We start from the raw sequence: 13,270 nt of genomic DNA, 5'->3' as shown, positions 1-13,270 counted from the left end.
GTTCACTCACGAAGACAGAGGATTTTTCACATGGCAGGCATTCTCGAAGGCAAGCGGATTCTGGTCACCGGGATCATCACCGACTCCTCGATCGCATTCCACATCGCCAAGGTGGCCCAGGAGGCCGGCGCGCAGCTGGTGTGCACCGGCTTCGACCGGCTGCGGCTGATCCAGCGCATCATCGATCGTCTCCCGGAGCCGGCCCCGCTGCTGGAGCTCGATGTGCAGAATCAGGAACATCTGGACACCCTGGGCGACCGGATCACCGAGGTGATCGGGGAGGGCAACAAGCTCGACGGCGTGGTGCACTCGATCGGGTTCATGCCGCAGACCGGGATGGGTGTCAACCCGTTCTTCGACGCCCCCTACGAGGACGTCGCCAAGGGCATTCACATCTCCGCCTACTCCTACGCCTCCCTGGCCAAGGCGACGCTGCCGGTGATGAACCCGGGCGGCTCGATCGTCGGGATGGACTTCGACCCGACGCGGGCGATGCCGGCCTACAACTGGATGACGGTGGCCAAGAGTGCACTGGAGTCGGTGAACCGCTTCGTCGCGCGGGAAGCCGGCCCACAAGGCGTGCGGTCGAATCTCGTTGCGGCCGGCCCGATCCGGACCCTGGCGATGAGTGCGATCGTCGGCGGTGCGCTGGGCGAGGGCGCCGGTGAGCAGATCCGCCTGCTCGAGGAGGGCTGGGACCAGCGCGCCCCGGTCGGCTGGGACATGAAAGACCCCACCCCGGTGGCCAAGACGGTCTGCGCACTGCTGTCGGACTGGCTGCCGGCGACCACCGGCACGGTCGTCTACGCCGACGGCGGCGCCCACACCCAGTTGCTCTGAATGGCGCTAGACGCCGTCCTGCTGCTGTCTTTCGGCGGACCTGAAGGCCCCGAGCAGGTTCGGCCGTTCCTGGAAAACGTCACCCGGGGCCGCGGCGTGCCACCGGATCGGCTCGACGCCGTCGCCGAGCATTACCAGCATTTCGGCGGGGTGTCACCGATCAACGCCATCAACCGGGGGCTGGTCGAGGCGTTGCGTGCCGAATTGCCCGGGCTGCCCGTGTATTTCGGCAACCGCAACTGGGCACCCTACGTTGAGGACGTGGTGGCGCAGATGGCCGCCGATGGCGTCCGCCGCGCCGCGGTGCTGGCGACCTCGGCCTGGGGCGGCTATTCCGGTTGCGAGCAGTACGCCGAAGACATCGCCCGGGCGCGGCGGGCGGTCGGAGAGCGGGCCCCCGAACTGGTCAAGCTGCGGCACTACTTCGACCATCCGCTGTTCGTGGAGATGTTCGCCGAGGCGATCGCCACCGCTGCCGAGGAGTTGCCGGCCGGCCTGCGCGACTCGGCACGCCTGGTGTTCACCGCGCACTCGATACCGGTGGCCGCAGACGAACGCTACGGCCCGCGGCTCTACAGCCGCCAGGTCGCCCACGCCACCGCACTGGTCGCGGCCGCGGCCGGCTACACCGACTACGACCAGGTGTGGCAGTCGCGTTCCGGGCCCCCACAGGTGCCCTGGCTGGAGCCCGATGTCGAAGCGCACCTGGGTGGGTTGGCCGCTGCCGGTGTGCCCGCGGTGATCGTGTGTCCGATCGGGTTCCTCAGCGACAACATCGAGGTGGTCTGGGATCTCGACCACGAAGTGCGGCTGCAGGCGCAGGCCGCCGGAATCGCCTACGCCCGCGCGAGCACCCCGAACGCGGATCGGCGATTGGCCCGCCTGGCGCGCGGTCTCATCGACGAACTGCGCGAGGGCGGCGAACCCGAACGCGCGCCCGGCCCGGTGGGGCTGGGCTGCGGCTTCGGTGTCAACGGTGCGCGCTGCGGTTCCTCGCACTGCGCCGCGGCCGTCGCCCCCGCCGGTCAGCCGCCGGTGGCCTAGCGCCGCCAGGCCGAATGCAGGATCGCGCTCACCGCGGCGCTGCGCGAGGAACGCACCACCGCCGCCAGGGGCCGCACCGCGTCGGTCGCGTGCTGCACCTCCGCCGAGGACTGCGCCCCCACGGTGAGCCCGGAACTGACCGTGATGATGGCATCGACGTGGGCGGCCGTCTCCAAGACGCGCACCGCGCGAGTCGGTGCGTGGTCTGGGATGCGGTGGTGCCGTTGCGATTCCACCAACTGCTCGACGAGCATTCGCGGATCGTCGCCCAGCTGGCCGGCCCAGCCCGAGCCGGTGACGGCCAAGGCGTCCGCTGCCGTCCGGACCGCCGACCGCAGCGCGTACTCCGCCTCACCCAGATCGTGATGCTCCACCGGCACCGTGGCGGGCACGGCATGGACCGTCCAGGACAGCTCGGTCACCGGGGCCTCGGCATCGGCCGGGAAGGTGGTGTCCTCGGCGGTGTCGGTGTCGTCGCTGAACGCCGGCACCAGCCCGACCGGGGACCCCGCGCCCGGCGCACCGATGAGCACCGCCTCGCCGGCGAGGATGGCTTCCCGCTCGAAGACCGTTCCGGCCGGCAGACCGCGCACATCGCCCGGTACCGGAAACACCGGTTGGATGGCCGCACCGGCGCCTTGCATCGCCGCGCCGCGCACCACCTGCAGCAGCGACGCCGCGCCGCCGCCGGACCCACCGGACCAGCGCAGGCCGGCCTCGCCGATGCTGATCGCGTCGTAGGCCGCCACCGATTGCACTGGCGCCCAGGCCGATAGTGCGTCCAACAGGTCGTCTGGCGCGGCCTGACCGGCGAGCCAGGCATTGGCCCACACCGACAGCGAGACACTCGGACACCACATGATGCAAGGCAGTGTAGTTGTCCGCGCTGGCTGTCCGGTCCGCACGGATTCGGGTGAATCTCGGGCTATCCTGGCCGCATGTCGACTGCCCTGGTCTGGTTGGTCTTCGCGCTCGGGCTTGCCGGCGCCGAGGCGCTCACCGGCGACATGTTCTTGCTGATGCTGTCCGGGGGCGCGCTGTCGGCGGCCGGGGTCAGCTGGCTGACGGACTGGCCGCTGTGGACCGACGGCGCGGTGTTCCTGGTCGTGTCGGTGCTGCTGCTGGTGCTGGTACGTCCCGCCCTGCGGCGGAGGCTGTGGGCCGGGGCGGGCAGTGAGACCGGGGTGCGGGCCCTGCAGGGCAAGACCGCGCTGGTGCTCGACCGCGTCGAACAGCACGGCGGCCAGGTGAAGCTCGACGGCGAGATCTGGACGGCCCGCCCGCTGGCCGACGGGGATGTCTTCGAACCGGGCGAGCAGGTCACGGTGTTGCATATCGACGGGGCGACCGCGGTGGTCGGCAAGGTCTTGTAGAGAAAGGGAGTGCTCATGGAAGGCGCAACGACCGGCCTGGTTCTGCTGGCGGTACTGGTGTTGTTCGCGGCGATCGTGGTCGCCAAGTCGGTGGCGCTGATTCCCCAGGCCGAAGCGGCGGTGATCGAAAGGCTGGGCCGCTACAGCCGCACGGTCAGCGGCCAGTTGACCCTGCTGGTGCCGTTCATCGACCGGGTGCGCGCCCGCATCGACCTTCGCGAGCGGGTGGTGTCGTTCCCGCCGCAGCCGGTGATCACCGAGGACAACCTGACGCTGAACATCGACACCGTCGTCTACTTTCAGGTCACCAACCCCAAGGCCGCGGTGTATGAGATCAGCAACTACATCGTCGGTGTCGAGCAGCTGACCACCACCACGCTGCGCAACGTGGTCGGCGGGATGACCCTGGAGCAGACGCTGACCTCCCGCGAGGTGATCAACAGCCAACTGCGCGGCGTGCTCGACGAGGCCACCGGACGCTGGGGTCTGCGGGTGGCCCGGGTGGAGCTGCGCAGCATCGATCCGCCGCCGTCGATCCAGGCGTCGATGGAGAAGCAGATGAAGGCCGACCGCGAGAAGCGGGCGATGATCCTGACCGCCGAGGGGCAGCGGGAAGCCGCGATCAAACAGGCCGAGGGGGAGAAGCAGGCCGAAATCCTCACCGCCGAGGGCGCCAAGCAGGCGGCGATCCTGGCCGCTGAGGCGGAGCGGCAATCCCGGATGCTGCGCGCCCAGGGCGAGCGGGCCGCCGCCTACCTGCAGGCGCAGGGGCAGGCCAAGGCGATCGAGAAGACCTTCGCCGCGATCAAGGCCGCCCGGCCCACCCCCGAACTGCTGGCCTACCAGTACCTGCAGGTGCTGCCGGAGATGGCCCGCGGCGAGGCCAACAAGGTGTGGGTGGTCCCCAGCGATTTCAACACCGCCCTGCAGGGCTTCACCAAGCTGCTCGGTGCGCCCGGCGAAGACGGTGTCTTCCGGTACCAGCCGTCGCCCGTCGACGAGGATCCGACCTCTCCGGCGGACGACAGCGACGAGGTCGCCGACTGGTTCACCACCCAGACCGACCCGGCGATCGCGCAGGCGGTCGCCAAGGCCGAGGCAGATGCGCGCAAGCCGGTCGAGGGCGCGATACTCCCGCCGCAGCTCGATCCCGGCCTGGCGTGAGCGTTCTGACCGCGCGACCGACCTACGCGGCACTGGCGGCGTTTCTGGCCGGTGACGCGGTGGCCTCGGCGATCCCGGTGCCCTACGTCGCGGCGAACATGGATGCCATGCGCATCCCGCCCCGGCTCCGCCGGGCGGTCCCGGTGGCCAAAGCCGTCACCGCGCTGGGTCTGGCCTCGGTGTTCCGCTTCCCGTTGGTCGCGCGGGCGACCACCGCGGCGTTGACGCTGTACTTCGCCGGGGCGCTCGGAATTCACCTGCGGGTCGGTAACCGGGTGGCGAACATCGTTCCCGCGGTGCTGCTGCTGGCGGTGTTCGCGGCGATGACGGTTCAGGGCCCGCACACCGCCGACGGCGGGGTACGGGCCCTGAACTCGGGACGCGGACGCTAACCCTTGCGGGCGGCGGTGTGCTCGTCGAGGCTGGTCGCCTTGTAGGCGTAGGCGGCCACGACCGCGCCGAGTACCTGCGCGACCAGGTACACCCAGAGGTATTTCCAGGCGAAGATTCCCGACAACATCAGGCCGAAGGTGATGGCCGGGTTGAACGCGGCACCGGAGATGGCGCCGACCGCCACCACGCCGACGGTCACGATGAACCCGATCGCCAGGCCGTAGAAGCTGTTACCGGCACTGTCTTTGCTGGTTGCGGTGTGCAGAACGATGTAGCACAGCGCGAAGGTGAATATCAGCTCGGCCAGAAGTGCCGGCCAGATGGCCCCGCTCAGATCCAGAGTCCCGGTCGAGTACTTGTCGTGCCACAACCCGAATCCCACGCCGAAGGCCGCGAGTGCGCCGACCAACTGAGCGACGATGTAGGGCCCCAGGTCACCTGCGGGCAGGGCGCCGCGCAGATACGCGGCGATGGAGACCGCCGGGTTGAGGTGACCACCGGAGATGTGGCCGCTGGCGTACACCATCACCATCAGCACCGAGCCGATGCCCAGCGCGGTGGCGGCGACACATTCGGTGCCGGATAACACGATGCCGATCACCGCGAACATGAAAACAAACGTGCCGATCAATTCTGTCAAATACTTGCGCACTGCGACGTTCCGATCAGCCATTGATCCGGTCCTTTCAATCCGTCGAGTACTTCTAAAATCGTGCTGTACCCGCACATGGCACTGAGGAAGACTTTAACGGGGTACCGGTGTTCCTCCCGATATGTGTGGAGCGTTTTACACCGAATTGTTGCCGGATTGAGGAGCCCTTCGTGTTGTTTGCCAATGCCCTTTCCACAGCATTTACCGAATTGCTCGATGTCGAGTACCCGGTGGTCTGCGCGCCGATGGCCGTCGCCGCCGGCGGCCGCCTGGCCGCGGCGGTCAGCCGGGCGGGTGGACTGGGCCTGATCGGCGGTGGCTACGGCGACGAACCCTGGCTTCGGCGCGAATTCGACCGGGCCGGCGACGCCCGGGTCGGCTGCGGGTTCATCACCTGGGCACTGGCCGAACAGCCTGGGCTGCTGGAGGTGGCCCTGAGCTACCGCCCGGCGGCGGTCATGCTCTCGTTCGGCGATCCCGCGCCGTTCGCTGCGGCGATCAAGGGCTCGGGCGCGCGGCTGATCTGCCAGGTCCAGGATCTCGACCAGGCCGCCCGCGCGCTGGCGTGCGGCGCCGATGTGCTTGTGGCACAGGGTATCGAGGCCGGCGGGCACGGCTGCGGCCGGCGCACCACCATGACCCTGGTGCCCGAGATCGCCGATCTGGTCGCCGCCCGCGATTGCGACGTCCCGGTGCTGGCCGCCGGGGGCATCGCCGACGGGCGCGGTCTGGCAGCGGCGCTGATGCTCGGCGCATCCGGGGTGCTGTGCGGCAGCCTCTTCTACTCCGCGGACGAAGCGCTGACCACCCCCGCAGCACGCCAGACGGTCGCGGCCGCCACCGGCGACAGCACCTGCCGCACCAGCGTGTACGACGTGGTCCGCGGTCACCGATGGCCGGCCGGGCACACCATGAGCGTGCTGCGCAACGCTTTCACCGATCGGTGGCACGGCGCCGAAGCCGAACTGGCGGCCGCGGGGGAGCCGGTCGCCGCACAATACCGGCAGGCCGTCGCCGACGCCGACTACCGCACCGCCAACGTCACCGTCGGCCAGGCCGCCGGGTTGATCGGGGCCCCCGCTCCGGCCGGCGACATCATGGCCGGGCTCACCGCCGGGGCGGCGCGTCTGCTGGGCGGCCGAAGCGTCGGCTAGCGGTCCAACCGCAGCTCGACCATCGGAAGCGCGGTATCGGTGGCGGTCACCGGCTCGCCCAGCGTCCGTTCGAGCACGGCGCTGAACTGTTCCCAGGCGCGGGGATGGCGCTGGATGTAGTCGCCCAGCACCCGGTCCGCCTCGCCTTGGTCGAGTACGCGGGCGGTGGCCGGTGCGGGGCGCCGGCTGCCGGCGTAGACCCGTACCCGGGGATTGGCGAGGATGTTGCGGAACCATTGGGCGCGGTCCCCGAAGCCCGACGCCACGATGTAGGTGTCGGCTCGCGGATGGCCTTGGGCCTCAAGGACTTCCAGAACGACCCGGCGTGCGCTCCCGGTCTTGCGCCCGATGTGTTCGAGCATCAGCAGTCGCCCGCCGAGCAGGCCGCCGAGCCGTGCCCGATACAGCCAGGTCGGCGCCCGCATCAGCCGCCGCGAACGCAACAGTCGACTGGCGGCGTCGGCGAGGATAGACATGCTCAGCAGGTCACCGCCGGTTCGGCGGGCTCCTCGGTCACGGCGGTATCCGCGGCGTTCGGGTATCGACGATGGGTGCGCACCTCATAGACCAGCAGCGCCACCCCGACGGCGGCCGTACACGCCGACACCGCGAACAGCAGCGGGCTCACATCGCCGGTGAGGGCGTCCCCGAGCACCACCACCGCGGCGGTGCCGGGAAGCAGACCGATCAGGGTGGCCACCGTGTAGGGCAGCAGCCGCACCGCCGATGCGCCGGCGGCGTAGTTGATCACCGAGAACGGGATGGCCGGAATCAGCCGCAGCGACACCACCGCCGGCCACCCCCGGTGGCGCAGGCGCGCGTCCAGCGAGTCCATCCGGGGATGGCGCACCACCCGGCTCAGCTGCCATCCGAACACCCGCATCAGGATCAGCACGGTCACCGCGCTGAGCGCGCTGGCGGCCACCGCCAGGACCACACCGAGCCAGGGCCCGAACAGCAGGCCGGCGGCCAGTGTGAAGGCGGTCCGGGGGAACGGGAATACGGTGACCACGGTGTGCGCGGTCAGAAAGGCCAGCGGAAACCACGGGCCGAGGGTCTGGGCCCAGTCGCGCAACTGCACGGCGGTGGGCACCGGAACCAGCAGCGCCACCGCCACCAGGATCACGATCGCCGCGGTGGTCAATGCCAACCGCCACACCGCTACTTGGCGCGCGGTGGCCACCAGGGCCGGCCATGCGCTGCGCAACGCCTGCGGGATTGCGGTGTCGGCGGACTTCACGGGCTCAGCGTACGGGCCGATGGTTAACGCGTTGCGTCGCACAGCGGGTGTTTCTTCGCTGGGCACACCTCCGCCGCTCCCACCGATCGCCATCATTTAGCCTGGTTAACACGTGTCGGGTAGCGATCGATCTGCTACTCATGAGTAACCATAGGAGCCGCCGGTGTCAATCGACGTGTCCGCCGAACCCGCCGGCCCGGAGCAGGCCCGCGCCCGCTGGCGCGCCGCGGTGGCCGGGGTGCTGGCCAAGAGCGCGCGCCGTGAGCCAGCCGATATCGAGGCAGAGACCGGTGGTGAGCCCGAGCGGCTGTTGGACACCCCGGTGCAGGGACCGGACGGTTTCGCGATCCGGGCGCTCTACACCGCCTTCGACGCGCTGCCGGAGCCGCCGCTGCCGGGCAGCTGGCCCTACGTGCGTGGCGCCGACGCCCTGCGCGACGTCAACACCGGCTGGAAGGTCGCCGAGGTCTTCCCGGCTAGCGGTGTGGTGTCGGCCTCGCAGAGCGGCGCGGACATCAACGGCGCTGTGCTGGGTGCGCTGACCGAAGGGGTCAGCGCACTGGTCCTGCGGGTCGGGGACGGCGGAGTGCCGGCCGGTGAGCTGCGGCGCGTCTTCGACGATGTCTACCTGGAACTGGTTCCGGTGCTGCTCGACGGAGCGGGGCACGGTGACTACACCACCGTCGCCGAGGTGATGCTGGGGCTGGTCGACGGCCTCGACCCGGACAACCGGGCCAACCTGTCGGTGGATCTGGGCGCCGACCCGCTGACCGCGCCGTTGGCAGGCCGGCCTGCCCCGGCCATCGACGAGGTGATCGCCGCAGCCTCGCGTGCCGCCGGTCAGCGCGGTGTGCGGGCGATCGCCGTCAACGGCCCCGCGTTGCACAACCTGGGCGCCGGGGCGGTCGAAGAGCTGGCCGGTGCGCTGGCCGTGGCCGTGGCCTACTTGCGGCTGCTCACCGACGCCGGCCTGAGCGTCGCCGGCGCCGCTCGCCAGATCAGCTTCCGGATCGCCGCCGACGACGACCAATTCATGACGATCGCCAAGATCCGGGCGGTGCGCCAGCTCTGGGCGCGGGTCACCGAGGTGGCCGGGGCACCGGAAGCCGGCGCCGCCATCGTCCACGCCGAGACCTCGCTGGCGATGATGACGCAGCGCGACCCGTGGGTGAACATGCTGCGCACCACGCTGGCCGCCTTCGGAGCCGGGGTGGGCGGGGCGGACACCGTGCTGGTGTGGCCGTTCGACGCCGCGATCGCGGGTGGCCAGCCTGGCACCTCGGCCGGCTTCGCCCGGCGCATCGCGCGCAACACCCAGCTGCTGCTGCTGGAGGAGTCGCACCTGGGCCAGGTGCTGGACCCGGCCGGCGGATCGTGGTTCGTCGAAGACCTCACCGAGCAGCTGGCGCAGCAGGCGTGGCGGCAGTTCCAGGAGCTCGAAAAGCGTGCAGCGCTCGGTGGTTTCGAGGCCGCCCGCGAGCACCTCGCCGAACGGATCGCCGCGGTCGCCGCCGCCCGCGCCGACGACATCGCGCACCGCCGCAACGCGATCACCGGGGTCAACGAGTACCCGAACCTCGATGAGCCGCCGCTGCCGCCGTCCGCGACGCAGCATGCCCCGGCCGGCGTTCGGCGTTACGCGGCGCAGTTCGAGGAGCTGCGGGACCGCTCCGACGCCTACGTGGCGCGCACCGGTGCGCGACCGCAGGTGTTGCTGCTGCCGCTGGGACCGATGGCCGAACACAACATTCGGGCCACGTTCGCCGCCAACCTGCTGGCCTCCGGCGGCATCGCGGTGATCAACCCCGGGACGGTGGACGCCAAGCGGGTGGCCGCCGCCGTCGCCGACGCCGGCTCGCCGGGCGTGGCGGTGCTGTGCGGCAGCGATGCCCGCTACGGCGCGGAAGCGGCCGCGGTGATCGGGGCGGCGCGCGCCGCCGGCGTCGACCGGGTTTACCTGGCGGGGCCGGCCAAGGCACTGGCTGGTAACGCCGACACCGATCCGAAGCCGGACGAGTACCTGACGATGAAAATCGATGCGGTGCAGGCGTTGTCGGACTTACTTACCCGATTGGGGGCTTGAGAGCCATGACCACCAGCACCTCGCACGGCACGCTCGGCAGCTTCGCCGAGGTCGCGCTGCACGGTGACCGCGTCGCCGAACCGGTGACCGAGACCGCTGTGGCCGAGCATGTCGCGGCTGCCGCCGCGGCCGCCCATGGCTACACCCCCGAGCAGCTGGAATGGCACACCCCGGAGGGCATCGCCGTCAAATCGGTGTACACCGCCGCCGACCGGGCCGCCGCGGTCGCGCAGGGCTACCCGCTGGACAGCTTCCCCGGCGAGGCGCCGTTCGTGCGCGGGCCGTATCCGACGATGTACGTCAACCAGCCGTGGACGATTCGCCAGTACGCCGGGTTCTCCACCGCGGCGGACTCCAACGCGTTCTACCGCCGCAACCTCGCGGCCGGGCAGAAGGGCCTCTCGGTCGCGTTCGACCTGGCCACCCACCGCGGCTACGACTCGGATCACCCCCGGGTGCAGGGCGACGTCGGAATGGCCGGGGTGGCAATCGATTCCATCCTGGACATGCGGCAGTTATTCGACGGCATCGACCTGAGCGCGGTCAGCGTCTCGATGACCATGAACGGCGCGGTGCTGCCGATCCTGGCGCTGTATGTGGTGGCCGCCGAGGAGCAGGGGGTGCCGCCGGAGAAGCTGGCCGGCACCATCCAGAACGACATCCTCAAAGAGTTCATGGTGCGCAACACCTACATCTACCCGCCGAAGCCGTCGATGCGGATCATCTCCGACATCTTCGCCTACACCAGCGCCAAGATGCCCAAGTTCAACTCGATCTCGATCTCGGGCTATCACATCCAGGAGGCCGGTGCCACAGCCGATCTCGAGTTGGCCTACACGCTGGCCGACGGGGTGGACTACATCAAGGCCGGGTTGGACGCCGGCCTGGACATCGACAAGTTCGCGCCCCGGCTGTCGTTCTTCTGGGGCATCGGGATGAACTTCTTCATGGAGGTCGCCAAGCTGCGCGCCGGGCGGCTGCTGTGGAGCGAGCTGGTGGCCCGGTTCAACCCGAAGAGCGCGAAATCACTGTCGCTGCGCACCCATTCGCAGACCTCGGGGTGGTCGCTGACCGCCCAGGACGTTTTCAACAACGTGGCGCGAACCTGTATCGAGGCGATGGCGGCCACTCAGGGCCACACCCAGTCGCTGCACACCAACGCCCTCGACGAGGCGCTGGCGCTGCCCACCGACTTCTCCGCCCGCATCGCCCGCAACACCCAGCTGCTGCTGCAGCAGGAGTCGGGCACCACTCGCCCGATCGACCCGTGGGGCGGCTCTTACTACGTGGAGTGGCTGACCCACCAGTTGGCACAGCGGGCCCGCGCCCACATCGCCGAGGTCGAGGAGCACGGCGGCATGGCCCAGGCCATCAGCGACGGCATCCCCAAGCTGCGCATCGAGGAGGCCGCCGCCCGCACGCAGGCCCGGATCGACTCCGGGCGTCAGCCGCTGATCGGCGTCAACAAGTACCAGGTCGCCGAAGACACCGAGATCGAGGTACTCAAGGTCGAGAACAGTCGGGTGCGCGCCGAACAGCTGGCCAAGCTGCAGCAGTTGCGGGCCGAGCGCGACGAGCACGCCTGCCAGGCCGCCCTGGCCGAGCTGACCCGGGCCGCCGGTGCTGGGGGGTCGGCGGGGGAGGACGGGCTGGGCAACAACCTGCTGGCGCTGGCCATCGACGCCGCCCGGGCCAAGGCCACCCTCGGGGAGATCTCGGATGCGCTGGAGAAGGTCTACGGTCGCCATCAGGCCGAGATCCGTACCATCTCCGGCGTCTACCGTGACGAAGTCGGGAAAGGCAGCAACATCGCTAGCGCAACCGCCCTGGTCGAGAAGTTCGCCGAGGCCGACGGCCGCCGGCCTCGCATCCTGGTCGCCAAGATGGGCCAGGACGGGCACGACCGCGGCCAGAAGGTGATCGCGACCGCGTTCGCCGACATCGGGTTCGATGTGGATGTCGGCGCGCTGTTCTCCACCCCCGACGAGGTGGCACGCCAGGCCGCCGACAACGACGTGCACGTGGTCGGGGTGTCGTCGCTGGCCGCCGGGCACCTGACGCTGGTGCCGGCCCTGCGCGACGCCCTGGCGCAGGTGGGCCGGCCCGACATCGTGATCGTGGTCGGGGGAGTCATCCCGCCCGGCGACTTCGACGAGCTCTACGCCGCCGGGGCGACCGCGATCTTCCCGCCCGGAACGGTGATCGCCGACGCCGCGGTGGATCTGCTGCACACCCTGGCGTCCCGGCGAGGCTACGAGCTCGCCGAGCCCGACGACCCGGCAGAACCGGCCGCCGACCAGAAATAGATGGCCGACAACGTGTCCGACACCGTCACCGAGTTGGCGGCGGCGGTGCGCTCCGGGGATCGGTCGGTGCTGCCGCGGGCCATCACCCTCGTGGAGTCGACCCGCGCCGACCACCGCCAACAGGCCCAGGAGCTGCTGCTGGCGTTGCTTCCGCACGCCGGCGGGGCCCGACGGGTCGGTATCACCGGCGTCCCGGGCGTGGGCAAGTCGACCACCATCGAGGCGCTCGGAATGCACCTCATCGAACACGGGCACCGGGTGGCGGTGCTGGCCGTCGACCCGTCGTCGACCCGCACCGGGGGCTCGATCCTGGGTGACAAGACCCGCATGCAGCGGCTGGCCGCGCACCCCGACGCCTACATCCGTCCCTCGCCGACATCGGGCACCCTGGGCGGGGTCGCCAAGGCCACCCGCGAGACGGTGGTGCTGCTCGAGGCTGCCGGCTTCGACGTGATCCTGATCGAGACCGTCGGCGTCGGGCAGTCCGAGGTGACGGTGGCCAACATGGTCGACACCTTCGTCTTCTTGACCTTGGCCCGCACCGGAGACCAGTTGCAAGGCATCAAGAAAGGCGTGCTGGAGCTGGCCGACGTCGTGGTGGTCAACAAGGCCGACGGCGAACACCTCGCCGAGGCGCGGATGGCCGCACGGGAGCTGTTGACCGCGATACGGCTCATCTATCCCCGTGAAACCCTTTGGCGGCCACCGGTCTTGACGATGAGTGCCATCGAGGGCACCGGGCTGGCGGAATTCTGGGACACCGTCGAGCGGCATCGGCAGACCCTGATCGACGCCGGTGAGTTCGAGAACCGGCGCCGTGCGCAGCAGGTGGACTGGACCCGCCAGCTGGTGCAGGATGCGGTGCTGGAGCGGGCGCTGTCGGATCCGTCGGTGCGCCGGGTGCGCGCCGAGGTGGAACAGCAGGTGCTCAGCGGTGAACTGACTCCCGCGCTGGCCGCCCAGCGAATCCTCGAGGCCATCTGGAACTAGGACTCTGCGGCCGACGCAATCTAATAACACA

The 13,270-nt window shown here is 70.0% G+C and carries 13 protein-coding genes; 9 read left to right on the top strand and 4 right to left on the bottom strand.

Annotated elements, in window-relative coordinates:
* The first annotated feature begins 30 nt into the window (after nt 1-30).
* Nucleotides 31-840: an NADH-dependent enoyl-ACP reductase InhA gene (gene inhA, locus BST28_RS00845; protein WP_083079487.1), complete on the top strand. Its 810-nt coding sequence runs from the start codon at nt 31-33 to the stop codon at nt 838-840.
* Nucleotides 841-1,884 carry a ferrochelatase gene (locus tag BST28_RS00840; protein WP_083079485.1) on the top strand — a complete coding sequence of 348 codons (1,044 nt, stop codon included), beginning with the start codon at nt 841-843 and terminating at the stop codon, nt 1,882-1,884. It begins immediately after the preceding gene.
* On the opposite strand, the gene BST28_RS00835 is transcribed toward BST28_RS00840, so the two are convergent.
* Nucleotides 1,881-2,744 (bottom strand): Rv1486c family protein, encoded by an 864-nt coding sequence (locus BST28_RS00835; RefSeq protein ID WP_083079483.1) that lies wholly within the window; start codon nt 2,742-2,744, stop codon nt 1,881-1,883. The genes BST28_RS00840 and BST28_RS00835 overlap by 4 nt on opposite strands.
* A gap of 78 nt (nt 2,745-2,822) precedes the next feature.
* On the opposite strand from BST28_RS00835, the gene BST28_RS00830 reads away from it, so the two are divergent.
* From BST28_RS00830 to BST28_RS00820, 3 genes are read left to right on the top strand one after another with little or no spacing between them, the layout of a single operon-like run.
* The gene (locus BST28_RS00830; protein WP_019738085.1) at nt 2,823-3,257 is read left to right on the top strand and encodes an NfeD family protein; all 435 of its coding nucleotides are present in this window, start codon (nt 2,823-2,825) and stop codon (nt 3,255-3,257) included.
* Between the two features lie 15 nt (nt 3,258-3,272).
* On the top strand, nt 3,273-4,421 hold the full coding sequence (locus BST28_RS00825; RefSeq protein WP_083079481.1) for an SPFH domain-containing protein: 1,149 nt from the start codon (nt 3,273-3,275) through the stop codon (nt 4,419-4,421).
* Nucleotides 4,418-4,813, top strand: a complete 396-nt coding sequence (locus BST28_RS00820) for a DoxX family protein (protein WP_083079479.1) — start codon at nt 4,418-4,420, stop codon at nt 4,811-4,813. The genes BST28_RS00825 and BST28_RS00820 overlap by 4 nt, the downstream gene beginning before the upstream one ends.
* Here the strand turns inward: BST28_RS00820 and BST28_RS00815 are convergent.
* Entirely contained in the window at nt 4,810-5,487 is a 678-nt protein-coding gene (locus tag BST28_RS00815; protein ID WP_080575756.1) for an MIP/aquaporin family protein, read from the bottom strand. The genes BST28_RS00820 and BST28_RS00815 overlap by 4 nt on opposite strands.
* A gap of 149 nt (nt 5,488-5,636) precedes the next feature.
* Here BST28_RS00815 and BST28_RS00810 point away from each other — a divergent pair, with 149 nt between their 5' ends.
* Nucleotides 5,637-6,620 (top strand): NAD(P)H-dependent flavin oxidoreductase, encoded by a 984-nt coding sequence (locus tag BST28_RS00810; protein WP_272937529.1) that lies wholly within the window; start codon nt 5,637-5,639, stop codon nt 6,618-6,620.
* On the opposite strand, the gene BST28_RS00805 is transcribed toward BST28_RS00810, so the two are convergent.
* Both BST28_RS00805 and BST28_RS00800 read right to left on the bottom strand, forming a co-directional pair.
* On the bottom strand, nt 6,617-7,096 hold the full coding sequence (locus BST28_RS00805) for a nitroreductase family deazaflavin-dependent oxidoreductase (protein WP_083079477.1): 480 nt from the start codon (nt 7,094-7,096) through the stop codon (nt 6,617-6,619). The two genes, BST28_RS00810 and BST28_RS00805, sit on opposite strands and share 4 nt — an antisense overlap.
* Before the next feature lie 2 nt (nt 7,097-7,098).
* Nucleotides 7,099-7,860 carry a TVP38/TMEM64 family protein gene (locus BST28_RS00800; protein ID WP_083079475.1) on the bottom strand — a complete coding sequence of 254 codons (762 nt, stop codon included), beginning with the start codon at nt 7,858-7,860 and terminating at the stop codon, nt 7,099-7,101.
* Nucleotides 7,861-8,023: 163 nt separating this feature from the next.
* Here BST28_RS00800 and mutA point away from each other — a divergent pair, with 163 nt between their 5' ends.
* The 3 genes from mutA to meaB are packed head-to-tail and all read left to right on the top strand — an operon-like array spanning nt 8,024 to nt 13,239.
* On the top strand, nt 8,024-9,943 hold the full coding sequence (gene mutA, locus BST28_RS00795; RefSeq protein ID WP_083079473.1) for a methylmalonyl-CoA mutase small subunit: 1,920 nt from the start codon (nt 8,024-8,026) through the stop codon (nt 9,941-9,943).
* 5 nt (nt 9,944-9,948) lie between these two features.
* Complete coding sequence (gene scpA, locus BST28_RS00790; protein ID WP_083079471.1) at nt 9,949-12,249, top strand: methylmalonyl-CoA mutase; 2,301 nt, start codon at nt 9,949-9,951, stop codon at nt 12,247-12,249.
* A complete protein-coding gene (gene meaB / locus BST28_RS00785) occupies nt 12,250-13,239 on the top strand; it encodes a methylmalonyl Co-A mutase-associated GTPase MeaB (protein WP_083079470.1) in 990 nt (329 codons plus the stop codon). It abuts the gene before it with no gap.
* The last annotated feature ends 31 nt before the right edge of the window (nt 13,240-13,270 follow it).

The organism is Mycolicibacter kumamotonensis (assembly GCF_002086285.1).
Lineage (GTDB): Bacteria > Actinomycetota > Actinomycetes > Mycobacteriales > Mycobacteriaceae > Mycobacterium > Mycobacterium kumamotonense.
This window is presented reverse-complemented; position numbering and strand designations above follow the sequence as displayed.

Bases quoted from the DNA above. Each gene is read 5' to 3' on its own strand.
- BST28_RS00830 (WP_019738085.1), top strand. From the start codon at position 2,823: ATGTCGACTGCCCTGGTCTGGTTGGTCTTCGCGCTCGGGCTTGCCGGC.
- BST28_RS00815 (WP_080575756.1), bottom strand. From the start codon at position 5,487: ATGGCTGATCGGAACGTCGCAGTGCGCAAGTATTTGACAGAATTGATC.
- BST28_RS00840 (WP_083079485.1), top strand. From the start codon at position 841: ATGGCGCTAGACGCCGTCCTGCTGCTGTCTTTCGGCGGACCTGAAGGC.
- BST28_RS00805 (WP_083079477.1), bottom strand. From the start codon at position 7,096: ATGTCTATCCTCGCCGACGCCGCCAGTCGACTGTTGCGTTCGCGGCGG.
- scpA (WP_083079471.1), top strand. From the start codon at position 9,949: ATGACCACCAGCACCTCGCACGGCACGCTCGGCAGCTTCGCCGAGGTC.
- BST28_RS00835 (WP_083079483.1), bottom strand. From the start codon at position 2,744: ATGTGGTGTCCGAGTGTCTCGCTGTCGGTGTGGGCCAATGCCTGGCTC.
- meaB (WP_083079470.1), top strand. From the start codon at position 12,250: ATGGCCGACAACGTGTCCGACACCGTCACCGAGTTGGCGGCGGCGGTG.
- BST28_RS00825 (WP_083079481.1), top strand. From the start codon at position 3,273: ATGGAAGGCGCAACGACCGGCCTGGTTCTGCTGGCGGTACTGGTGTTG.
- inhA (WP_083079487.1), top strand. From the start codon at position 31: ATGGCAGGCATTCTCGAAGGCAAGCGGATTCTGGTCACCGGGATCATC.